We start from the raw sequence: 21288 nt of genomic DNA on the forward strand, positions 1-21288 counted from the left end.
TGATTTAAGTTGACTAGCTCAGTACGATTTCTGCGACGCGGATCACAGGTTTTTGTGGCGCGACATGCCGAAGTGAAAGCGCCTCTGAATCATCGCCATTTCACTGCTCGAATCATCCGGTATCTGACGAGAATTCTGGCGTGATTTTGGGTGGTTTTTTCGAATGGTGCTCGACGTTTTCCAGCCATCCTTGGTGGGTCGAAAAGTGTGAAGCGGGGTGCGGTTGCGCACTGCCGCACCTTGGGTTGCGCTCCGTGGGTAAAGTGGAGCCGGGGTGCTGGGCGGCGTGTGGGATGGCGGGGTTCGCGGCAGCGAGAGGATGGTTTAAAAACATATTTATTCTCGATTGTTCGATGTTATGTCTGTTATATTTGGCGTGGCGACGAGGCCCACCCGTGATCCAGCTTTGGCAGATCGGTAGGGGAGATGCTGTCGCAGTACATCTGACAGGTGATGGCAGCGCGCTGCCGTCAAAATGAGGAAGCTGAGAAAATGAGTAATCTTTTTGACCTCACAGGCAAGCTGGCCTTGGTGACCGGATCATCACGAGGTATCGGCAAAGAGCTCGCCCGCGGGCTGGCGGATGCCGGGGCAACTATCGTTCTGCACGGACGTGACGCCGAGCGTCTCGACGAAACCGTGAACGAATTCTCAGCTACCTATGGTGCTGAACGAATCCACTCGGCCTGCTTCGACGTCACCGATGATCAATCGGTAAGCGCCAATATCGCCAAGATCGAAACAACCATCGGATCGCTGGACATTTTGGTCAACAATGCCGGGATCCAGCACCGTGTTCCGATGCTTGAACTGGATATCGCCGACTGGCAGCGGGTGATCGATACGAATCTCACCAGCGCCTTCCTGGTCGGCCGGGCCGTGGCACGCGGAATGGTGCAGCGCGGAGCCGGCAAAATCATCAACATCTGTTCGGTGCAAACCGATCTAGCGCGTCCCACCATTGCCGCCTACACCGCGGCCAAGGGCGGTCTGCGCAACCTCACCCGCGCGATGACTGCCGAATGGGCCGGTTCCGGCCTGCAAATCAACGGCATTGCACCGGGCTACATTCACACCGAAATGACCCAGAACCTGGTGGATGACGAACAGTTTAATTCCTGGATTCTTGGCCGCACCCCCGCCGGGCGCTGGGGGACCGTGGCAGACCTGGCAGGGCCGGCCGTATGGCTGGCCTCTGAAGGGTCTAATTACGTCAACGGACAAACCATTTTCATCGACGGAGGTATGAGCGTTGTCGTCTAACCTCATTGAGCAGACCCTTGCTGTTGTTGCCCACGCCGCTGGCGACCTGCGGGTAGAACAGATCAGCCTCGACGCGCCCGCGGCAGACCAAGCACGGGTAGCTATCGCCTACGGCGGTATCTGCGGTTCGGACCTGCACTACTGGAGCCACGGCGCGGCCGGCGAATCGATTCTCAAGGCGCCGATGGTGCTCGGCCATGAAATTGTCGGCACGGTCATACAAGCCGCCGCGGATGGAACCGGACCCGCAGCCGGGGCGCGGGTCGCCGTGCACCCGGCAACACCAGGCGGCACCGGCGAACCATATCCGCAAGACCGCCCAAACCTATCCCCGGGATGCACCTATTTGGGCTCAGCCGCCCGCTACCCGCATACCGAAGGCGCCTTCGCCACGGAAGTGAATCTTCCGGCCCGGATGCTGCGTGAACTGCCCAAAGACCTGAGCCTGCGCGAGGCGGCCCTGGCCGAACCAGCGGCCGTGGCCTGGCACGCGGTGTCGCGCGCCGGAGATGTGGCAGGAAAACGTGTCCTGGTGATCGGGGCTGGTCCCATCGGAGCCTTGGCTGTCGCAGTGCTCAAACGCGCGGGAGCGGCGCAGATCATTGCGGTGGATATGCACCAAGCACCCTTGGAGGTTGCCAGCAAACTCGGAGCAACGAGCACCCTGCAAGCACCGCCGGTAGAAGAAATTTCGCAGATCCATGCGGATGTGGTGATCGAAGCCAGCGGCAACTACCGCGGGCTGGCGTCAGCAATCCGCGACGCAGCTCGGGGCGGCCGGGTCGTGATGGTTGGATTGCTTCCCAGCGGTGAGCAGCCAGCGTTGATTTCACTGGCCATCACCCGGGAACTGGAGTTGGTAGGTTCCTTCCGGTTTAACAACGAAATCGATCAGGTGCTCCAGGCGCTTGCCGATGGTTCGCTGCAGATCGGTGCCGCGGTGACCCATGAGTTCCCTGCGGACCAGGCGCTGGAAGCCTTCGAAACTGCCAAGGATGCCTCGGCCTCCGGCAAAGTCCTGCTGAATTTCCAGTAGGGCGACAAGCCCGATGTTGAGATGAGCGTGCACAGGCCCACGAGCGCACCCTATGCAAGGGTGCGCTCGTGGGCCTGTGTTGTGTTCGGTGCCTTCGCTTAGAGTGCCTTGTATTGCTGTTCGGCATCAACCGAGGCGACACAGTCCAAACTTTTCAGTTCATTCAGCTGGTCATCTGCCGCCTGTCCGATGACCTGACCCAAGGTACCCAGGACCTGTTGAACCTCAAGTCCATGAGATTTCAGGGAAGTGACCGCGGCAGTCATGTCGCCGGTGTGTTTCTGGGTAATGGTGACAATCACCGTGCGTCGAGAAGCCATGGTCTTATCCCTGGTCTTCTACCGGTTCAGGGGCTTGGCTCAGCCCGGCGCCGACATCAACGGAAAACTGCTCCAACCGACGTGATTGCTGCACCAGTTCGGCCCACAGCTCGCGGGCCCGGTAGCCGGTCGCCTCAGCCAAGAGGGCGGCCACGCCGGCAACGTGCGGGGTGGCCATGGATGTGCCGCTGATCGTGTTGTAGCGCTGGGACCCGGGCCACGATGAATACACCTTCACCCCGGGCCCGGAGATGTCGACCTGTCCACCGCGTCCGGGCAGGGTGCGGGCGGAGAAAGGCGCGACCTTCAACCCTGAATCCAGTGCGCCGACCGCCATGATGTAAGGGCTGTTGGCCGGAGCACCCACAAAACCCGGATCATTGTTCGGGCGGTTGGCATTATTACCCGCCGCCGCGATGATCAACGTTCCCTGTTCCAAGGCGCGACGCCCGGCGGTGACATACGGAGGATGCACCTGGCGCACATCGGCGCCCAAGGACATCGAAATGATGTGGCATTCGTTCTGCAAGGCCCAGTCGATGCCGGCCAAGATCATGGAGTCGGTTCCCGACCCGTTGGAGCCCAGGACCTTGCCTGCGTGGATCTCCGCCTGGGAGGCGACCCCGTAGCCGCGCCCGCCGGCCACTTCACGTGGGCCGCACGAGGTGCCGATGCAGTGGGTGCCGTGGCCGTGCCCGTCCGTTGCATCCTCTCCGGGAGCGAAGGACTGCGCGGTGACGGTTCGCCCGGCAAAATCGGGATGATCCAGGTCAAACCCGGTGTCCAACACGGCGACCTTGATCCCGGCACCGGTGAACTGGGAATGCGCCGCCTGGACCGCCTGCAGGCCCCAGGTGAATTCGTCGGTATCTGAGAAGCTTGATGGCTCATCTTGCGCCGTATCCAGAATCCGGTAGACCTGTTCCGGGACAACACGAGCCGGCAGGTGTTCCCCGGCCACACGCGCGGAAAACTCATCAAGTTGATCTGGTGGAGAATCCACCACGGCTATGCCAAGCCGCGGAAAATACTCATTTTCCGAGTAGCCCGCGGCGGCCAGCAGGTTGGGCACCTTGTCCTCTAAGGACGCGATTCCCAGGGTTGAGGGATGGGAAGATGTCGGCGAATCGAAAATCAGGACGTAACGACCGGGAACTTCCTCGGTCGGTTGGTTACCTTCGGTAATCATGACGAACTCCTCGCTCGGGTACCTAGAACTTTATCCCCAGAGAACCGACAGATAAAGGGGCAACCCGGGCGGCGGAAGTTTTTCTCGAAACTCCGGGAATATGCAACGCAGGCTCCAAGCGCTGAGCGGGCCAATATGACTTGTTGCGTCATCTGCTGGGCGGAAGCCGGGAAGCAATTGCCAGCGCTGTCAGGACATGTGAGGATCGAAGTACACCCACGCGTGAAAGGTGATCGATGAATCCGGAAACGATTGTTGTCATTGGTGCGGGGCTGGCTGCGGCCACCCTGGTTCGCGAGCTACGCGCCCGCGGGTATGACGGGGTGCTGCGGGTCATCGGGGATGAATCCGCGCTGCCCTACGAACGTCCGCCGCTGTCCAAGGGATTCCTCCAGGGCGCCGACGAGGTCGCAGACTTCACCGTGAACACCGCCGCCTGGTATGCAGAAAACCATGTGGACCTCAGGCTGGACACCCGGGCCATCAGCATTGACCGCAAGCACCAGCACGTGGTGCTGGCCGATGGCACCACGATTGACTACGACGCGCTGGTGCTGGCCACCGGGGCGCGGTCGCGGCTCGGCGGCAGCGAACCGATGGCCGGACATGACCTGCCTGGGGTGCATCTGCTGCGCACCCTGAAGGACGCCCAAGCGCTCAAGGAACAGATTACCGACGGCACCCAGGTGGCGGTCATCGGCTCGGGCTGGATCGGCATGGAAGTTGCCGCCAGCTCCCGCGCACTCGGGGCCCGGGTCACCGTGTATTCGCCGGATGATCTTCCGCTGGCCAAGGTGTTTGGCGAGCGGTTCGGCCACCACCTCCTGGAATTGCATCAACGCCACGGGGTGGATGTCCGCACCGGCACCCGGGTCCAGGGGATCGAGCTGGTTGACCGGCATCTGCAGGTGGTCTCCGATGCAGGAAGCAGCCGGGCCGAGGTGGTGCTGCTGGCCATCGGCGCGGTGCCTAATGTGGAACTGGCCGAAACCGCCGGGCTTGAGGTGGACCGCGGGGTGATTGTGGATGCTTCCCTGCGCAGCAGCGACTCCAAGATCCTGGTGATCGGGGATGCGGCCCAGGCGTTCAACACCCGGTTGCGCCGCCAGCTGCAGGTGGAGCACTGGGACAACGCGATCCGCCAGGGCAAACTCGCCGCGGCCACGCTTTTAGGGGCCGATGAGAGTTATGACTGGCTGCCTTACTTTTTCACCGACCAGTTCGACCTGGGCATGGAATACGTCGGGGATGCCAAGGCCACCGACGAAACGGTGGTGCGCGGGACGGAGAATGAGTTTGTGATCTTCTGGTTGCGTGAGCGGCGGATCACCGCGGCGGCCAACGTGAACATCTGGGATGTTAATGACACCCTGCGAGCCTTGGTGGGCCGCGAGATCGACCCGGCCCGGCTTGCCGACGATTCCATCACCCTGGAGGAGCTGTAGCCATGGCGGCCACCGGCCAGCTGCCGATCTCCGTTCCCGGGGTGGGTATTGGGCATTGGACCACGCAGGGTTCGGGGTGCACCGTGGTGCTTTTTCCGCCTGGCACGGTGGGCTCCGCCCAGGTGCTGGGCGGAGCCCCGGCCTCCCGCGAGCTGGATGCGCTCAATCCGCTGATGAGTGTGCAGCACCTGGACGCGGCGCTGCTCACCGGTGGCTCGGCCTTCGGGTTGGCCAGCGCGGACGGGGTGATGCGCTACCTGCGCGAGCATCAGCGCGGGGTGATGACCCCGGCCGGCCCGGTGCCGATTGTGCCCACCCTGGGATTGTTCGACCTGGCCGACTCGGCGGCCCGTCCGGATGCCGAAGGCGGATACCTGGCGGCCGCGGCGGCTGGCGAACCCGAGGCGCACACCCGCCTGGCCGTCGGGTTGGTGGGTGCCGGGAGAGGGGCCCGCGCCGGACGTTGGCGCGGGGAGAACTCCTACCCGGGCGGGCTGGTGTATGCCGAACAACGCCTGGGCGAGCTGGTGGTGGGCGCCCTGTGCGCGGTGAATGCCTTCGGGGATGTGCTCTCCCCGGGCGAGGAGCCGAGCCTGGACTCGGCCGCGGTTCTCGCCGCCCTGGCCGCGGCGACCAGCGGGGATTCCACCCCGCTGCCACGGACCAACACCACCATCGGGGTGGTGTTCAGCAACGCGAAACTGGACAAAACCGGATGCCATCTGATGGCCCAGGGCGCCCACGACGGGCTGGCCCGGGCCATCCACCCGCCGCACACCCGGCTGGACGGGGATGCGTTCATCGCGGCGGCAACCGGCCAGATCCCGGCGGATCTGGACACGGTCCGGATGCTCACGGTGCTGGCCACCGCCCAAGCCCTGGGAATGGCCGCCGCGGGAACCGGCTAGGCGGCACGCGGGCACAAGGTTTTTGAGAAGACGAGTAAAGGAACGAAGATGAGCAGCATCGTAGTTGGAATTGAACCGGGGCAGACCCCCACCGTGCTGATCACCGCGGCATCGATCGCCGCGGATCTGGGGGCGAAGGTCGAGGTGATCTTCGCCGATTCGGGTCGCTACGTCACCGAACGCCTGCCGGAACACAACGTGCTGGGAACCTCCGAGGCCCAGTTCCCGGAAGAGTTGGCCGAGCTGGTGGCCGCGCACCTGTTGGGCGTGGACTACGAACTTCACAGTGTGCCTGGGGACCCGGCCAAGGTGCTCAGCGCGGTGGCCGAGGAAGTCGACGCCCGGATGATTGTGATCGGCACCCGCCGCCCGGGGCTGCGCAACAAGCTGGCGCAGTTCATTGACGGGTCGATCGCGGTGGCGCTGGCCCAGAAGCAGACCCGCCCGGTGCTGGTGATTCCGCAGCAGATCATCAACCTGCCCGAGGAGTAACCGTGGATCTAGCGATCGTTGGCTCAGGCTCGGGAAACTCCCTGCTCACCGACTACTGGGATGGCAAGCAGGTGGCGATCGCCGAATCCGGGGTGTTCGGCGGAACCTGCCTGAACGTGGGCTGCATCCCGACCAAAATGTTTGTCCGTCCCGCCCAGCTGGCACGTACCTATCAGGAAGCCAGCCGGGTGGGGGTGGCGCTGCCCGCGGGGCGCGCGGATTTTTCCGCGATTCGTGACCGGATTTTTGAACGCATCGACCCCATCTCCGCCGGCGGCCTGGAATACCGGCAGCAGGCGGCCAACGTCACCGTGCTGGGGCACGTGGACCTGCTGGACGAGCACACGCTGCGCTGCGCAGACGGCCGCGAAATCCATGCCGAACAGATCGTGTTGGCGGCCGGGTCGCGTCCGGTGCTCCCGGAGATCCAAGGCATCAACCTGCCCGGGGTGCACACCTCGGATACCATCATGCGGATCGAGCAGCCCCAAAAATTGGTGGTGATCGGTGCCGGATTCATCGCCTGCGAATTCGCCTCCATTTTCGCCGGGCTGGGCACCGAGGTCACCCAGCTGGTGCGCGGGGACCGGCTGCTTAAATACCTTGACGAGGACATTGGACGGGCCTTCAACCAGCAGGTCGACTGGGAAGTGAAGCTGAACAGCGAACCGCGGTCAATCACCGCCGGCCAGACGGGTCTGCAGGTGCACACCGACACAGGTATTTTTACCGCCGATGCGGTGCTGGTGGCCACCGGCCGGCTCCCCAACACCGAATTCACCGCTGGAGCGGGTCTGGATCTGCATGCGGACGGGCGGCTCAAGGTTGATCAATTCCAGCGGGTCCTGCGCGGCGGGCAGGCAGTCCAAGGACTCTACGCGCTGGGGGACATCAGCGGCGAGCAGCAGCTCAAACACGCGGCCAACCATCAGGCCCGGGTGGTTGCACACAATCTTGAGAACCCCCAGAATCTGCGCGCGGTATCCTCCGGGGCCGTGCCCGCGGCGGTGTTCACGCATCCGGAAATCGCCCATATCGGTCTGACCGAGGCCCAAGCCCGCGCGCAGGTGGGGGAACACGTCACGGTGAAAACCCAGAAGTACGCGGATACCGCCTACGGCTGGGCCATGGAGGACGAACAGGGTTTGTGCAAGGTGATTGCCGATCGCCGTGACGGGCGGATCCTCGGCGCGCACATCCTGGGATACGAGGCGGCCAACCTCATCCAGCCGCTGGTGACCGCCATGAATTTGGGCATCGACGCACACACCTTGGCGCGCGGGGCATACTGGATCCACCCGGCGCTCATGGAGGTTGTTGAAAACGCGCTGCTGGGCCTCGAGGTCCCGGACTCCGGCTGCCTCTGAGCCCCTGCCTCAGAGCCCCTGCGTCGAGGCCGTTCGTCGCTGAGGCGCTTAGAGATGCGCGGGCAGTTCGAAATACAGTTCGGTATGCGCCTTGCATCCCGGGTTGAACTGCGCCTGGCACGCCGGGCAGGAGGCGACCCCCAGGTATTCTCCGGCGGTCAGCTCGTGGCCGCACACCCCGCACAACACCGCCGGTTCGGCACCGCGCGCCGCCGGCCACGGCCGGGCCGGGTGGTCGGCGAGCTCTTCATGGCACAGGTGGCACGGGTACCAGAGCTCGCAGCACCCGTGGCGCAACGCGATCACGTCGAGGACCTGGTGATAGTGCGCGCAGCGGGTCTGGGAATCCATGCCCACCCCGTGCACCGTGCGTTGCCCCGGAACCGTCACCGGCTGCTTATCCACGCAGCATGACCTTCAGCGACTCGCGTGCCTCCATGGCCGCGTAGCCCTGGGCGACCTGCTGAAGCGGCAGGACCGAGTCGAACACCAGGCCCGGGTTGACCCGTCCTTCCAGCACGTCGGGCAGCAAGGTGCCGATGTAGCTGCGCACCGGCGCCACCCCGCCGGTCAGCGTCAGGTTGGGGCCGAAGAATTCGCGTCCCACCGGGCCGGTGGCGTACTGCGGGACCCCCACCCGGGAGATGGTGCCGCCCGGGCGGGCCACCCCGATGGCCTGCTCGAAGGCAGGCAACAGGCCCACGGCTTCCAGCACCTTGTGGGCCCCGTGGCCGGTGAGCTCACGGACCTTGGCGATCCCTTCCTCGCCGCGTTCGCTCACCACATCCGTGGCGCCGAACTGGCGGCCCAGATCGGTGCGGGCGGTATGCCGGCCCATCAAGATGATTTGTTCGGCACCCAGCGCTTTGGCGGAGAGCACGGCCAGCAGGCCCACGGCGCCGTCGCCGATGACCACCACGCTGTCGCCCGCACCCACCCGGGCGCTGCGCGCGGCATGGTATCCGGTGCCGTACACATCGGACAGCGTCAGCAGGCTCGGAAGCAATGCCTGGTCGACCTCGGCGTCGACCTTGAACAGCGTGCCGTCGGCCAGCGGGACGCGGATCGCCTCGGCCTGGCAGGCGGACTGCGTGGAGTTGGTCCGGCCCCAGGAACCGGCCTGCACGCAGGAGGTGGTCAGTCCTTCGCGGCAGAACTGGCAGGTGCCGCAGTTGATGGTGAACGGGGCGATCACAAAATCGCCGGCTTTCAGGGTGCTGACCTCGGCGCCAACCTCGGTGACCCGGCCAACGAACTCGTGGCCGATGGGACGCGCGGTGACCGCCGGCCCGTGATAGGGGTGCAGGTCCGAACCGCAGATGCAGCTTGCGGTGATCTCAACCAGGGCATCGGTTGGCTCGATCAGGACCGGATCCGGGACCTCGCGCAGTTCGACGCTCTGGTCTCCGAGTAGATAGGTGGCGCGCATGTTGCTCCTTGCGTTGGCATGGTGTGCTGATTCAAGCCTAGGATGTGAGCATGTTTCTTTCCAACCTCCGTGAAGCCGGGGGAATCCCGGCCGCTGGTGGGCGCATCGCCTCCGGTGTGCTCTTCCGCTGCGCCGCACCGCACCAGATTGATCAGCGGCTGACCGACTGGGTCGCCGAAACGCAGCTGTCGCGCATCTTCGACCTGCGCAGCACCCAGGAAACCAGCTACCTTCCGGGTTTTCCGGCTAGTATTGCCGGGGCCGCACGTACCCACCTGCCGTTGCTGGAGGGTGCCGTGGGACAGCTGAGCACCCTGGAAGAAATTTATGAACCGCTGGTTGCGCTGCACGGTTCCACCTGGGCCGCCCTGGCCGCGGGAATCTCCGAACCCGGGGCGAGCCTGGTTCATTGCACCGCCGGCAAGGACCGCACCGGGGTAGGGGTGGCGCTGGTGCTGTTGGCCGTCGGCGCGGAGAAGGATGCGGTACTCGAGGATTATTCGGCATCCACCGCCGCGTTGTCCGGGCACTGGCTTTCGGTGATGACGCGGCAGATGCAAGAACACGGGGTGCAGCTGACCGAGGCGATGCGCACGCTGCTGGTGGGGACTTCCGTGGCTGACCTGGAGCAGGCGCTCGCGGTGGCCGAACGCAGCGGGTCGATTGCCGACTACCTGCTCTCCCACGGGTTAACCCGCGCCCAGCTGGAAACCCTGGGTGAGAAGCTGGTGGCCAGTTGAGCGTTCAAAGCGGCGGCCCGCGCGCCCTGGCGGCGCTGACCGATGAGCGCGTCGTCGATTTTCTGAGTCGGGGCCCGTCGACGCGCAGCGAACTGTCCGCGCGCCTGGGGATCTCCAAGCCCACCGCTTCCCAGTCAATCCTGCGGTTGCAGGAATTCGGCCTGGTAGCCGAGGGGTATTCAACTGCCGAGGGGAAACGCGGACGAATTCCCGAACGGTATTCGCTGCGCGAAGCCTATGGGCATGTGGCGGGGATCGAGTTGAATGCCGAGCGGCTCACGCTGCGTGCCTGCGATGTCACCGGACGGGTGCTGGCTGAACGCAGCCGCGGCCTTGAGGCTTCCACCAGCGAAGCGCAGGTGCTGGAGGCGGCCCGGGAACTGGATGAGAGCTTGCAACTGGAACTCGGCTCACCCAGGTTGGCGACCGGGATCAGCCAGGCGGCCCCGGTGCTGCAGCAAGAGGACGGCGGCAAACAGGTTCTTCCGGTGCCGAACTTTGCCGCCTCCGGGGCGGATCTGGCTGGACTTTTCGAGAAGGACCGCACGGTGCTGGATAACGACGTGAACTGGATGGCGGTGGCCGAATACACCCCGCGCAGCGGCTCCATGCTGCTGCTGTATCTGGGGGCGGGCATCGGCTCGGCGCTGGTGATCGGCGGCCAGGTGTACCGGGGTCGTCACGGGCTGGTGGGGGAGCTTGAAACTCAGCGGCTCAAGGGCCGGACCCTGTTGGAGCACCTGGACGCCGCGGGCCTGGTGGGTCCGCGGATCCTCTGCGAGAAATTGAGCGATCCGCTTTCCTGGCCGCTGCTTGTGGAACCGTTGAGCCAGGTTCTGGGCAACCTGTTGGGCTACCTCGATCCCGATACCCTGGTGGTCACCGGCCCGGGGGCCAGTGCCGGGCTGACCGAGCAGCTGGGGGCCCGGCTGGGTGAGAGTGTGCCGCTGGCGGGCCCGGATGTCGAGTATTCCCCGCAGGGTGGAACCAAGGCCCTTCACGGGGCGTTAGGCGCCGCCCGCACCTTGGCCTTGGACCGGCTGTGGAGCAGCTACCGCCAGATGTAATCTGCTGGATTCCGGCATTGACCGAACGCCGAGTGCTAGATATTGTAAAGAGTCCTTAATATTTAGAATGGAGTTCACATGTCACCTGCCGCTTCGGCCGTGCCCTTTGCAGCTATCGGCCTGGATCTGGGTGGCTCGTCCATCAAATACGGGGTGGTAGACCAGGCGGGCAAGCTTGTCGAGAGCACCTTCAGCCATGCCACGACCCCGGCCGGGGCGCACCCCCAGGCAGTTGCCGAGGTCATGGCTCAGATCATCAGCGAGCTTCAACAGCTGACCGGAAGCGACCTGTTCGGGGTGCCGGTAGGGGTCACCGTCCCGGGGATCGTGATTGACGGTGTGGTGCATTCGGCCGCCAACATCGATGATGCCTGGATTGGCCTGGATGCCGTGGCGTTGCTGCGTGGCCAGCTGAACCGTGAGGTCAGTGTGCTCAATGATGCCGACGCCGCGGGAATGGCAGAGGTGTTCGCCGGGGCGGGAAGTTTTGCGGGGGCGCCGATTCCGGGCAGCACCCTGGTGCTGACCCTGGGGACCGGGATCGGGTCGGCATTTTTCCGTGATGGAAACTTGTTCCCCAATGTCGAGTTCGGCCACCTGGAAATCGACGGGGTGGATGCAGAATCCCGGGCCGCGGCCAGGGTGATCCGTGAGGAAAACCTCAGCTGGGATCAGTACATCGAACGCCTGCAACGTTACCTGTCCCACGTAGAATTTTTGTGCAGCCCGGATTTGATTGTCATCGGCGGGGCCGTCTCGCTGGACCATGAGAAATTCATGCCGCAGCTCAAGCTGCGCGCACGAATTGTTCCGGCGCAGTACAACAACGCCGCCGGCGTGCTTGGTGCGGCGCACCGGGCGATGAACCACTAGCAAAACCAAGGACGTAGCAAATGCACACCATTGATCCCGCCGCCGACCTGAAACTTGTCGCCGTGGATATGGACGGGACTTTCCTGGACGGAAGCGGAGCGATCCCGCAGGAGGCCTGGCAGGTCATTGCCGACCTGCAGGAACGCGGGGTGCATTTTGTTCCGGCGTCGGGGCGCCAGTTTGCAACCCTGAGCGAGCAGTTTGCCCGCTTGGGCGAATTGTCGATCATCGCGGAGAACGGCACCGTGGTCATGCGCGGCGACACCGAGGTGTACTCAAACATCATCGACCGGCAACCGGTCCAAACCGTGATCAACGCGGTGCGTGCCCAGGGTGAGCTTGATGCCGGGTTGGTGTTGTGCGGCCGCCGAACCGCCTACGTTGAGCGGGCCGATGAGAAATTCGCCCGGGCCGTGGCCCCGTACTACCGCGCGGTGAAGGTGGTTGACGACCTGCAGGAGGTCGCCGACGACGTGATCAAGATGGCGGTCAACGTGGGCACCGGACAGGTCAAGGAACTGGCAGCGGTGCTGGACGTTGAGCTGCAGGTGGTGATCTCAGGCAGCCACTGGGTTGACGCGATGAATCACGGGGTCCACAAGGGGTTGGCCCTGGGCCGGTTGCAACAGTCGCTGGGAATCAGCGCAGAGGAAACCGCGGTGTTCGGGGATTACCCCAATGACCTGGAAATGATGGGTCAGGCACGGTATTCCTTCGCCATGGCCAATGCCCACCCGCTGGTGGCCGAGGCCGCGAACTTCACGGCCCCGGCCAATACCGAGCATGGGGTGCTGCAGGTGCTGCGTGCCTACCTTGAGGGGCGCACAACCCTGAACTAGGTGTCACCTCACCGAAGGGAAAGCCGCTACTGGGCGCGGCCCAGGTAGGTCCCGATCCCGGCCAACGCCGCGCGAACCGCTGTGGCCAGGGAGATCTCGTAGTCCGGCAGGAAATGCGGGGAGTGGTTCACCGGTGCGGGCTGCTCGCCGGGGATGAAGCCGCCGAAAAACCAGTACACGTAGGGAACCCCGATCTCATCTCCCAACGCCCCGAAATCTTCGGATCCCATGGCTGCCGGCACCTCCACCACGTTCTCGGCACCCAATTCGTTCATCAGCGCCGCGCGAACCTGCGCGGTGTGCTCCGGATTGTTGTACAACTTCGGGAAAGAGTTGAACCGTTCAATCTCCGGAGTCGGGGCGTTGGAAGCGGTCGCCTCCGCGTTGACGATCCGGTGGATCCCGTCCAGCACCTGGCTGCGCACCTGCTCGTCGAAGGTCCGCACGTTAAGGGTGAATTCCGCGCGGTCGGGAATGATGTTTTCCTTCAGCCCCGCGTGGAACGAACCGCAGCTGAGAACGGCCGGAGACTGCGGATTCAGCTCGCGGGAGACAATACCCTGCAACCGGGTGATGGCGTGGGCACCGAGGAGAATCGGGTCAATTGAATCTTGAGGTTGGGAACCGTGGGATTGTTTTCCGTGGATGGTCACCCGCAGCGAGTCGGCCATGGCCATGGCCGCTCCGCTGACGAGCCCGATAGACCCGGCGGGGAATGGAAAAACGTGCTGGCCCAGGATGATCTCCGGCCGTGGCGCCTTATCCCATAACCCGTCATCGAGCATGGCCCGGGCCCCGGCCGCGGTTTCCTCACCGGGTTGGAAGATCCAGACAATGGTCCCGCTCCAGGCCTCGGGCTGCTCGGCTAGCCGTGCGGCAGCGGTCAGCGCGGCGGTGACGTGGGTGTCGTGGCCGCAGCCGTGCATCACCGGGACCTCGGTGCCGTCGGGAAGCGTGCCACGGGCCGTCGAGGCGTAGGAAGCCCCGGTATCTTCGGCAATCGGCAGGCCATCGGTATCGGCCCGGAAACCAAGCACCGGCCCGTCGCCGTTGCGTTGGATGCCGACCACCCCGGTGGTGCCGCAGCTGAAGTTCTCGATATTCAGCGCCTGGAGTTGCGCGCTGATGTACCTGGCGGTCTGATGCTCCTGCATCGAGAGCTCCGGATGCGCATGCAGATGCCGATACATCTGGTGCATGGTTTCGGTTTGCGCGGCATCCAAGGCCGTGGACAAGAATTCCTGGGTATTGCTGCTCATCAATGCTCCTAGTCGGTTTCTACGGGGGTGTGCACTGCCTTGCGGTCGCGAACCAGCCACGAGACGATGATGGAAAGCAGCACCACCAGGGCGGTTCCGAACAGCGCCAGCGACGGAGCCATCGGAATGATGACAAAGTACATCAGCAGCGATAAAACAATCGCCACGACGGTTGGGCGCAATTGGTTCATGGCCACAATTGCCTGCACCAGGACCGCCCCCATCAGCGAGGGCAGGATGTAGATGCGGGCTACTTCGATCATCTCCACGGGGATCACCGACACCAGCCAGGAACCGAAAACACCGACAAAGAGCAGCAAACTGGTCAGGTGAACGGTGGCGGCGCCGCAAATGGCCATCACCGCAGACAAGTCCCCGCGCCGGGTCCCGGGTTTGGCCCCGATGGAGGACTGGGCCACGATGGCCGCCGGAAGCAGTTTGTTGGAGATGTTGCCGATCATGAATGCCTGGTACATGGCCGCCGAGCCGAGAATCGGGAAATAGGTCAGCGGCTCGACAATCCAGAAAACCCCGAAGGTGGCAGCCACCGCGGCGAATGCCACCCAGATCATGGTGGGGGTGATTTCAAGCCCGGCGAAAAACACCAGGTAGATCGGGCCTAGCAGGGAGAAAATCAGGCCCAGCAGCATCGTGATCGAGCCATAACGGGTCGTCTGCTTCTCGAAACGCGCCATGGAGGCGTCGGCATTGGTCAAGGTTTGGGTTGACATGGCAATGATCCTTTCGTGAGCCCTAGGCGGTATGCATCAGGTAGCCGGCGGTGATGGAAATGATGATGGCGAATCCCAGCGCCCATTCCTTCAACCACCTGGCGTGCAGCACCTTGGCCAGGAAGAGGAAAAATGCCATGGAGGAGGCCGAGATCAACACCAGCATCATGTGAATATTCGACTTCGGGATTTCGGCGATGGTCAGCATGCTGAATGCCCCCAGCAGCGCCGCGGTGGGAATCAGGGCCATGGCCGCCGGATTGCGTTTGGCCAGGGTCTTGCCACCGCGTTTGAGGATCGGGGTGAGCAGCAGGGTGCACAGCATCCACATGCCGCCGGACAGGCTCATGGCCATAAATGCCACCGCGAAGACCTGCTGGGTGTAATCGTCTCCGCCCAGGGTGGAACCCATGGATTGCGCGGCCAGGTTGGCGCTCGCCGTTTCGGTTGAGGCCGAGCCGATCAGGCCGATGCGAACCAGGACCGCGGGGGTTCCGAACAACGCCAACAGGGCGATGGCCACGAGCACCACGGACAGCGACGGGCCGATTGAAGCCACGGCGCCAGCACGGAAGGATTCCTTGACCTCCCGCATCGGCATGTCCACATGCGGTGCGGCGGCCCGGGTGGCTCGGACGTAGAGGAAGGTTTGGACAAAAATCACGGCGAAAACACCTAGGGCACAGAACCAGAGGATCGGGCTATTGGCGATCGCCCAGATATCGGTGGAACCTGGATTGCCGGCGGCAAGAGGGACGTTCATGGCTACTCCTTAGGGGAGAGATCAGGAATGTGACGTGAATCTCATTTATCAATCGTTCCCCGTGGAGGCTGCCGCGGCAAGGAATGGGGGAATTGGCCAGAAAAGTGGCCATATCCTCCAAAATGCGTAAATTTTGAGCTTTCTCTTCCGATCCTCGCCAGAAGCGTCAAAAATTGTGGCAAAGATCGCTACCCGATTCGGTTCCGAAAGGTCCGCCATGAACGAGATTCAACAGCTCAGCGCAGTGCAGCTCACCGACAAGATTCGCCGCCGCGAACTCTCAGCCCGGGAAGCCTTGGCCAGCCACATCCAGGCCATCGAGGACTATAACGACTCGGTCAACGCGGTGGTGATCACCGATTTCGACACCGCCTTCGAGCGGGCCGCCGAAGCCGATGAACAAACCGCCCGCGGGGAGCGCACCGGGGTGCTGCACGGTCTGCCCATGACGCACAAGGACACCTTCAACACCGCCGGCCTGCGCTCGACCCAAGGCTCGGTAGTGCTCAAGGACAACGTGCCGGAGCACGACGACCTGCAAATCGCACGACTGGCCGCGGCCGGTGCCATCCGCACCGGCAAAAGCAACGTGCCGGAATTCGGCGCCGGGTCCCACACCTTCAACGACCTCTTCGGGACGACCACCAACCCCTACGCCCCGGATCGTTCCGCCGGGGGTTCCTCGGGCGGGGTGGCCGCGGTGGTGGCCGCGAGAATCCAGCCGCTGGGCGACGGATCGGATATGGGCGGTTCGCTGCGTATCCCGGCCAGTTTCTGCAACGTGATCGGCTTCCGTCCCTCCTACGGGGTGATCCCCATGGAATCCGCGGCCAACGCCTATAGCTGGCTGGGACGTTCCGGGCCGATGGCCCGCACCGTGGATGACATTGCCCTCTTTATGCGCGCCAGCGCGGGCACCGCGAAGCTGCGCACCGCAAATACCCTGCGCGGCTCGGACTTCGGCACCCCGGTTCCGAACCTCAAGGGTGTGCGCATCGGCTACAGTTTCGACTTCGGGCTCGGGCTTCCCATCGAGCCGGAAATCATTCAGGTGCTGCGCCAGAACCTTGCAGTGTTTGAAGCGGCCGGCGCGATCCTGGAAGAAGCAACCATCGACTTCAGCGACGCCGACGAGGTGTTCGGCAATGTCCGGGCCTTCGATTTCGCCACTGGCCTGGGGGACTTGGTCCGCGCCCACGGCGAGGTGATCAAACCCGAGGTCCGGTGGAACGTCCAAAAAGGCTGGGACCTCGATGGCGCGGCCATGATGTCAACCATGGCCGCCCGGACCCGGTTGGAGCGCGCGGTGCAGCACTTCTTTTCCCGCTACGACATGTTCCTTTCACCGGCCGCCCAGGTGCTGCCCTTCGACGCCTCGATGCGCTGGCCAAAGGACATCGCCGGAACCACCGCAGAAACCTATCTGGACTGGATGCGTTCGGCCTGCCTGCTCTCCGCCGCCAGTTTGCCGGTCATCGCCATGCCGGCCGGATTCACGCAGGCCGGGTTGCCCGTCGGATGGCAGCTCGCCGCGAACCACTACCAGGATGTGCAGCTGCTGGACTGGGCCGCCGGATTCGAAGAACATGCACCATTCGCCGCGACCCCGCCGCGGCTGATCACGCAACCGCACAAGGCCAGCCCGCAGCGGATCCACACCGTCAGCGCCTAGAGAAGGAGAAAAAGTATGAGTATCCCACCGCAACCACGCACCACTGCCGGCCCCTTGGCCGGCTACACCGTGGTCGATCTCTCCCGCGCCTTGGCAGGTCCCCACGCAACCATGATGTTGGGGGACCTCGGCGCACGGGTCATCAAGGTCGAAAATACCCTGGGCGGGGATGACACCCGCGGCTGGGGCCCGCCCTTCGTGGGTCCGGAAGAGGACCGGCAGTCCACCTATTTCCTCTCCTGCAACCGCAACAAGCAGTCCATTGCGCTGGATCTGAAGAGTGCGGACGGGGTGCAGACGCTGCGCGAGATGATCATCAAGGCCGATGCCCTGGTGGAGAACTTCCGTCCCGGGGTCATGGAACGTCTGGGGTTCGGCCCCGAGGAGCTCTCGCAGCTCAATCCCCGGCTGGTGGTGCTCTCCATCTCAGGTTTTGGCCATGACGGTCCCGAAGCCTGGCGCAGCGGGTACGACCAGATTTTGCAGGGTGAAGCCGGGCTGATGTCGCTGACCGGCTCCGCACCGGATGACCCGCAAAAGGTCGGGGTGCCCATTGGCGACCTGCTGGCCGGAATGTACGGGGCCTACGGGGTTTTGGCGGCCTTGCTTGAACGCGAGCGGACCGGCCGCGGCCAGCACGTGCGGACCTCGCTGCTTGCAAGCATCATCGGGGTCCACGCGTTCCAGGGAACCCGCAACACGGTGGCCGGTCAGGTGCCGCGGGCGCAGGGCAACCACCACCCATCCATCGCGCCCTACGGACTGTTCCGCAGCGCCGACGGTTTTGTGCAGATCAGTGTCGGCAGCCCGAAGCTCTGGGATTCGCTGGTCGAGGCCTTTGAGCTTCCCACCCAGGGTTTTGAAACCAACGAACTGCGTGTTCAGGGCCGCGAGAAGCTGATTCTCCTCATCGAGGAGAAATTCGGCGCGTTCACCACCCAAGAGCTGCTCGCGCGGCTTGGCGAGGCCGGGGTTCCCTCGGGCATCGTGCGCACCCTGGATGAGGTCTACGCCTGGGATCAGGTCCGCTCCCAGGGCCTGGCCTTGGACGTGCAGCACCCGCTGCTCGGCGAGATCACCCTGCCGGGTGCACCGCTGCGCTTTTTCGAGGAACACGCCGAGGTCACCCGCACCGGGCACACCGCGCCGCCGCTGCTCAACGAGCACGAAGCGCAGATTCGCCAGTGGCTCGGTGCAGACGCCACCCAGGGGGCCCGATGAGCACCGCCACCGTCGCCAAGGTGCAGCGGATCAGCGCCCGGCAGATGCTGGAGGAGGTCCTGGATGCGCAGAGCTTCACCAGTTGGGACGAGCCGGCCGATTATTCGTTTGCCGGTCCCGACTACCGCCAGCAGCTCGAGCAGGCGGCCGTTCGTTCCGGGGCAGATGAAGCTGTCATCACCGGCGTCGGCCAGATCAACGGCCGAGACGTCGCCGTGGTGCTCTCCGAGTTCGATTTCCTGGCCGGTTCCATTGGGCGCGCGACCGCCGCGCGGATTGTCGCGGCCTTTGAACGGGCCACCGAGCTGGGCCTGCCGGTCTTGGCCTCGCCTGCCTCCGGCGGCACCCGGATGCAGGAAGGGACCCCGGCCTTCGTCTCCATGGTGCACATCACCGCGGCGGTCAAAGCCCACACCGAGGCGTCGCTGCCGTACCTGGTGTACCTGCGCCACCCCACCACCGGCGGAGTCATGGCTTCCTGGGGGTCGCTGGGGCACATCACCATTGCGCAGCCCGGCGCACTGCTGGGGTTCCTGGGCCCGCGAGTTTATGAGACGATCTACCGCCAGCCGTTCCCGGACGGGGTGCAGGTCTCGGAAAACTTGAAAAACCACGGCATCATCGACGCCGTGGTGCCCTTGAGCGAACTGGCCGGGATTGTCAGCCGGGCACTGGATATCCTCAGCCCGGCCGAGGTCGCGGCAGGTCCTTCGCACACACCGCAGGCCACCGAACGGGTGCTCACCGAAGAACAGGTCTGGGCGGCGGTGAGCGCCACCCGGCTGCCGCGACGCCCCTCGGTGCGCCACATCATCAAGTACGCCACCAGCGACTTCCTGCAACTCTCGGGAACCAGCGAGGGGGCCAGCGATCCGCGGATGTACCTGGCCTTGGCTCGTTTCGGCGGGCAACCGGCGGTGGTGGTGGGCCAAGACCGGGCGCTGGCTGCCGGCACCGGCTCCGAGGAGCCCATGGGCCCGGCCTTCCTGCGGGAGGCCCGGCGGGGAGCCCAACTGGCCCAGAACCTCGGGATCGCCTTGATCACCGTGATCGACACAGAAGGGGCGGCCTTGAGCGTCGAGGCGGAGGAAGGCGGAATGGCCGGCCAGATCGCCAGGTCGCTGGACACCCTGATCACCCTGCGGGTACCCAGCGTTTCGGTGCTCTTGGGCCAGGGGACCGGCGGCGGAGCGCTGGCCCTGCTCCCGGCGAACATCTCCATTGCGGCGGCCAGCTCCTGGCTTTCCCCGCTGCCGCCGGAGGGTGCCAGCGCCATCATGTTCCGCGACACCGAACATGCAGCGGCCCTGGCTTATAGCCAGCGCACCGACGCGTTTTCGCTGCGCCGGGCCGGCATAGTGCAGGTCATCGTGCCCGAAGAGTACGATGTGAGCACGGCACCGCGGCGTTTCTCCCAGGAAATGGGGCAGGCGATCAGCGACGCACTGCACCAGCTTGCACAGGTTGACCCCGGCACCCTGCGCGGCGACCGGGCGGCGAAATACGCCTCGATCACCCCGGGCGGTGCGCCGAACTAAAGCAAGCTCAACGAAAGGCGGATGGCTGGTTTGACACCCGAACTCACCGAGGCCCACTACCGGATCATTGCCGCCTTGCAAGTTGACGGGCGGGCCACCTGGCGCAAGATCGCAACCGTTCTGGACATGCCCGAACGCTCGGTGGCCCGTCACGGCGCATGGCTGCTGGAGAACGGGCTGGTGAAGGTCGCAGCCATCCGCCACCGCAAACACTCGCTGTTGCTGGCATGCAGCTGCGCGCCGGGAACCGTTCGTATTGCCAGCGAAACCTTATCCGCCCGGGAAGACACAAGTTTTTCCTATCAGGTCACCGGGCGCGAGGACCTGGTTGCCGAGCTTCACTACAGCGGCGACATCACCGATATGCTCTCCTTGCAGCTTCCTGCCACACCAGGGGTGTCCTCGTTGGTGGTGTACCCGATCCTCAAGTTCTTCAAGACCATCCGCGGCTGGCGGATGGGCTCGCTGACCGCGGTGGAGGAACAGGCGCTGCGCAAGGAAGCCGACCCGATCCTCTTGCGCACCCTGCCTGATCTGGGTGCCAAGGACGAACTGATCATTGCGGTGCTGCGCGAGGACGGACGGGCGAGTATTGAATCCATTGCGCGCCGCGTGGCGATGAGTGAAACCTCCGTGGCCCGCCGGATCGACTGGCTGCTGGGAAACAGCCTCATCTCGATTCGCGCGCTCGTCGAACCCTCGGTGGTTGGTTTGCCGGTCGAAGCGCTGCTGTGGGTGTCCACCACGCCCAGCAAAATTGATTCCCTGGGACAGAAAATGGCCGCCCGCCCCGAGGTGCGTTACGCCGCCGCGGTGGCCGGGGATTGCCAACTGGTGGTTAACGTGACCGTGGCCAGCCAAGCGGCGCTGTACAACTTCATCTCGGATAACGCCTGGGACGATTCACTGATGCAGGTGAAAACGTCATTGGTGGTTCAAGCGCGTAAACGCGGGGGGCAACTCGTTGACCAGGCGGCCGGAAGTTATCTCACGAACACCCTTAGCAGATAGGCTGCCGCACACCAAGACTGTGTGAGCTGTCTGTCTTTCACACAGCGCCCAAAGGGTGAGTTAGGTAAACGCCACAAGAACTTTTTGCGCAGTGGCGATCATAATCTGTCATAAGGGCCAATGCG

Annotated in this window: 21 protein-coding genes; 14 read left to right on the forward strand and 7 right to left on the reverse strand. The window is 64.2% G+C overall.

From position 1 onward, the window contains the following. Positions 1-492 precede the first annotated feature (492 nt). Positions 493-1263, forward strand: coding sequence for an SDR family oxidoreductase (locus ACIOWL_RS08395; protein ID WP_400383527.1), 771 nt, complete (start codon positions 493-495; stop codon positions 1261-1263). Next, complete coding sequence (locus ACIOWL_RS08400; RefSeq protein ID WP_400383528.1) at positions 1253-2299, forward strand: L-idonate 5-dehydrogenase; 1047 nt, start codon at positions 1253-1255, stop codon at positions 2297-2299. The genes ACIOWL_RS08395 and ACIOWL_RS08400 overlap by 11 nt, the downstream gene beginning before the upstream one ends. A 98-nt stretch (positions 2300-2397) precedes the next feature. On the opposite strand, the gene ACIOWL_RS08405 is transcribed toward ACIOWL_RS08400, so the two are convergent. Continuing rightward, the gene (locus ACIOWL_RS08405; RefSeq protein ID WP_400383530.1) at positions 2398-2619 is read right to left on the reverse strand and encodes a hypothetical protein; all 222 of its coding nucleotides are present in this window, start codon (positions 2617-2619) and stop codon (positions 2398-2400) included. A gap of 4 nt (positions 2620-2623) precedes the next feature. After that, the gene (locus ACIOWL_RS08410; protein ID WP_400383532.1) at positions 2624-3808 is read right to left on the reverse strand and encodes a S8 family serine peptidase; all 1185 of its coding nucleotides are present in this window, start codon (positions 3806-3808) and stop codon (positions 2624-2626) included. Positions 3809-4044: 236 nt separating this feature from the next. Here ACIOWL_RS08410 and ACIOWL_RS08415 point away from each other — a divergent pair, with 236 nt between their 5' ends. The 4 genes from ACIOWL_RS08415 to ACIOWL_RS08430 are packed head-to-tail and all read left to right on the forward strand — an operon-like array spanning position 4045 to position 8020. Continuing rightward, positions 4045-5253: an NAD(P)/FAD-dependent oxidoreductase gene (locus ACIOWL_RS08415; RefSeq protein ID WP_400383534.1), complete on the forward strand. Its 1209-nt coding sequence runs from the start codon at positions 4045-4047 to the stop codon at positions 5251-5253. A gap of 2 nt (positions 5254-5255) precedes the next feature. Then, positions 5256-6161 carry a P1 family peptidase gene (locus ACIOWL_RS08420; protein WP_400383536.1) on the forward strand — a complete coding sequence of 302 codons (906 nt, stop codon included), beginning with the start codon at positions 5256-5258 and terminating at the stop codon, positions 6159-6161. Between the two features lie 48 nt (positions 6162-6209). Further along, entirely contained in the window at positions 6210-6653 is a 444-nt protein-coding gene (locus ACIOWL_RS08425) for a universal stress protein (RefSeq protein WP_400383537.1), read from the forward strand. 2 nt (positions 6654-6655) lie between these two features. After that, a complete protein-coding gene (locus ACIOWL_RS08430) occupies positions 6656-8020 on the forward strand; it encodes a mycothione reductase (protein ID WP_400383539.1) in 1365 nt (454 codons plus the stop codon). Between the two features lie 48 nt (positions 8021-8068). Here ACIOWL_RS08430 and ACIOWL_RS08435 read toward each other — a convergent pair whose 3' ends face one another. Together ACIOWL_RS08435 and ACIOWL_RS08440 are read right to left on the reverse strand one after the other, a co-directional pair. Beyond that, positions 8069-8425, reverse strand: a complete 357-nt coding sequence (locus tag ACIOWL_RS08435; protein WP_400383541.1) for a CHY zinc finger protein — start codon at positions 8423-8425, stop codon at positions 8069-8071. Next, on the reverse strand, positions 8418-9449 hold the full coding sequence (locus ACIOWL_RS08440) for an alcohol dehydrogenase catalytic domain-containing protein (RefSeq protein ID WP_400383543.1): 1032 nt from the start codon (positions 9447-9449) through the stop codon (positions 8418-8420). The genes ACIOWL_RS08435 and ACIOWL_RS08440 overlap by 8 nt, the downstream gene beginning before the upstream one ends. A gap of 50 nt (positions 9450-9499) precedes the next feature. Between ACIOWL_RS08440 and ACIOWL_RS08445 the strand changes: the two genes are divergently transcribed. The 4 genes from ACIOWL_RS08445 (at position 9500) to ACIOWL_RS08460 (ending at position 12968) form a co-directional block, all read left to right on the forward strand. After that, positions 9500-10189, forward strand: coding sequence for a tyrosine-protein phosphatase (locus tag ACIOWL_RS08445; protein WP_400383545.1), 690 nt, complete (start codon positions 9500-9502; stop codon positions 10187-10189). Beyond that, positions 10186-11256, forward strand: a complete 1071-nt coding sequence (locus ACIOWL_RS08450) for an ROK family protein (RefSeq protein WP_400383547.1) — start codon at positions 10186-10188, stop codon at positions 11254-11256. Before ACIOWL_RS08445 ends, ACIOWL_RS08450 begins: the two co-directional genes overlap by 4 nt. A 78-nt stretch (positions 11257-11334) precedes the next feature. Then, on the forward strand, positions 11335-12129 hold the full coding sequence (ppgK, locus tag ACIOWL_RS08455; protein ID WP_400383548.1) for a polyphosphate--glucose phosphotransferase: 795 nt from the start codon (positions 11335-11337) through the stop codon (positions 12127-12129). A gap of 20 nt (positions 12130-12149) precedes the next feature. After that, positions 12150-12968 (forward strand): HAD family hydrolase, encoded by an 819-nt coding sequence (locus tag ACIOWL_RS08460; protein WP_400383550.1) that lies wholly within the window; start codon positions 12150-12152, stop codon positions 12966-12968. Between the two features lie 26 nt (positions 12969-12994). On the opposite strand, the gene ACIOWL_RS08465 is transcribed toward ACIOWL_RS08460, so the two are convergent. From ACIOWL_RS08465 to ACIOWL_RS08475, 3 genes are read right to left on the reverse strand one after another with little or no spacing between them, the layout of a single operon-like run. Further along, the gene (locus tag ACIOWL_RS08465; protein WP_400383552.1) at positions 12995-14227 is read right to left on the reverse strand and encodes an amidohydrolase; all 1233 of its coding nucleotides are present in this window, start codon (positions 14225-14227) and stop codon (positions 12995-12997) included. Positions 14228-14235: 8 nt separating this feature from the next. Continuing rightward, the gene (locus ACIOWL_RS08470; RefSeq protein WP_400383554.1) at positions 14236-14958 is read right to left on the reverse strand and encodes a hypothetical protein; all 723 of its coding nucleotides are present in this window, start codon (positions 14956-14958) and stop codon (positions 14236-14238) included. Between the two features lie 22 nt (positions 14959-14980). After that, a complete protein-coding gene (locus ACIOWL_RS08475; RefSeq protein WP_400383556.1) occupies positions 14981-15721 on the reverse strand; it encodes a DUF5058 family protein in 741 nt (246 codons plus the stop codon). Between the two features lie 217 nt (positions 15722-15938). On the opposite strand from ACIOWL_RS08475, the gene ACIOWL_RS08480 reads away from it, so the two are divergent. From ACIOWL_RS08480 to ACIOWL_RS08495, 4 genes are read left to right on the forward strand one after another with little or no spacing between them, the layout of a single operon-like run. Further along, positions 15939-17393 (forward strand): amidase, encoded by a 1455-nt coding sequence (locus ACIOWL_RS08480; RefSeq protein WP_400383558.1) that lies wholly within the window; start codon positions 15939-15941, stop codon positions 17391-17393. A gap of 15 nt (positions 17394-17408) precedes the next feature. Next, positions 17409-18614 carry a CaiB/BaiF CoA transferase family protein gene (locus ACIOWL_RS08485; protein WP_400383559.1) on the forward strand — a complete coding sequence of 402 codons (1206 nt, stop codon included), beginning with the start codon at positions 17409-17411 and terminating at the stop codon, positions 18612-18614. Next, positions 18611-20152, forward strand: coding sequence for a carboxyl transferase domain-containing protein (locus ACIOWL_RS08490; RefSeq protein WP_400383561.1), 1542 nt, complete (start codon positions 18611-18613; stop codon positions 20150-20152). Before ACIOWL_RS08485 ends, ACIOWL_RS08490 begins: the two co-directional genes overlap by 4 nt. A gap of 21 nt (positions 20153-20173) precedes the next feature. Next, positions 20174-21163, forward strand: coding sequence for an Lrp/AsnC family transcriptional regulator (locus ACIOWL_RS08495; RefSeq protein ID WP_400383563.1), 990 nt, complete (start codon positions 20174-20176; stop codon positions 21161-21163). Positions 21164-21288: the final 125 nt, after the last annotated feature.

This window comes from Glutamicibacter sp. NPDC087344 (assembly GCF_044744225.1).
Taxonomy (GTDB): domain Bacteria; phylum Actinomycetota; class Actinomycetes; order Actinomycetales; family Micrococcaceae; genus Glutamicibacter.

Bases quoted from the DNA above. Each gene is read 5' to 3' on its own strand.
- ACIOWL_RS08420 (WP_400383536.1), top strand. From the start codon at position 5,256: ATGGCGGCCACCGGCCAGCTGCCGATCTCCGTTCCCGGGGTGGGTATT.
- ACIOWL_RS08460 (WP_400383550.1), top strand. From the start codon at position 12,150: ATGCACACCATTGATCCCGCCGCCGACCTGAAACTTGTCGCCGTGGAT.
- ACIOWL_RS08475 (WP_400383556.1), bottom strand. From the start codon at position 15,721: ATGAACGTCCCTCTTGCCGCCGGCAATCCAGGTTCCACCGATATCTGG.
- ACIOWL_RS08440 (WP_400383543.1), bottom strand. From the start codon at position 9,449: ATGCGCGCCACCTATCTACTCGGAGACCAGAGCGTCGAACTGCGCGAG.
- ACIOWL_RS08445 (WP_400383545.1), top strand. From the start codon at position 9,500: ATGTTTCTTTCCAACCTCCGTGAAGCCGGGGGAATCCCGGCCGCTGGT.
- ACIOWL_RS08415 (WP_400383534.1), top strand. From the start codon at position 4,045: ATGAATCCGGAAACGATTGTTGTCATTGGTGCGGGGCTGGCTGCGGCC.
- ACIOWL_RS08410 (WP_400383532.1), bottom strand. From the start codon at position 3,808: ATGATTACCGAAGGTAACCAACCGACCGAGGAAGTTCCCGGTCGTTAC.
- ACIOWL_RS08425 (WP_400383537.1), top strand. From the start codon at position 6,210: ATGAGCAGCATCGTAGTTGGAATTGAACCGGGGCAGACCCCCACCGTG.
- ACIOWL_RS08470 (WP_400383554.1), bottom strand. From the start codon at position 14,958: ATGTCAACCCAAACCTTGACCAATGCCGACGCCTCCATGGCGCGTTTC.
- ACIOWL_RS08395 (WP_400383527.1), top strand. From the start codon at position 493: ATGAGTAATCTTTTTGACCTCACAGGCAAGCTGGCCTTGGTGACCGGA.
- ACIOWL_RS08490 (WP_400383561.1), top strand. From the start codon at position 18,611: ATGAGCACCGCCACCGTCGCCAAGGTGCAGCGGATCAGCGCCCGGCAG.
- ACIOWL_RS08480 (WP_400383558.1), top strand. From the start codon at position 15,939: ATGAACGAGATTCAACAGCTCAGCGCAGTGCAGCTCACCGACAAGATT.
- ACIOWL_RS08485 (WP_400383559.1), top strand. From the start codon at position 17,409: ATGAGTATCCCACCGCAACCACGCACCACTGCCGGCCCCTTGGCCGGC.
- ACIOWL_RS08465 (WP_400383552.1), bottom strand. From the start codon at position 14,227: ATGAGCAGCAATACCCAGGAATTCTTGTCCACGGCCTTGGATGCCGCG.
- ACIOWL_RS08495 (WP_400383563.1), top strand. From the start codon at position 20,174: ATGGCTGGTTTGACACCCGAACTCACCGAGGCCCACTACCGGATCATT.
- ACIOWL_RS08405 (WP_400383530.1), bottom strand. From the start codon at position 2,619: ATGGCTTCTCGACGCACGGTGATTGTCACCATTACCCAGAAACACACC.
- ppgK (WP_400383548.1), top strand. From the start codon at position 11,335: ATGTCACCTGCCGCTTCGGCCGTGCCCTTTGCAGCTATCGGCCTGGAT.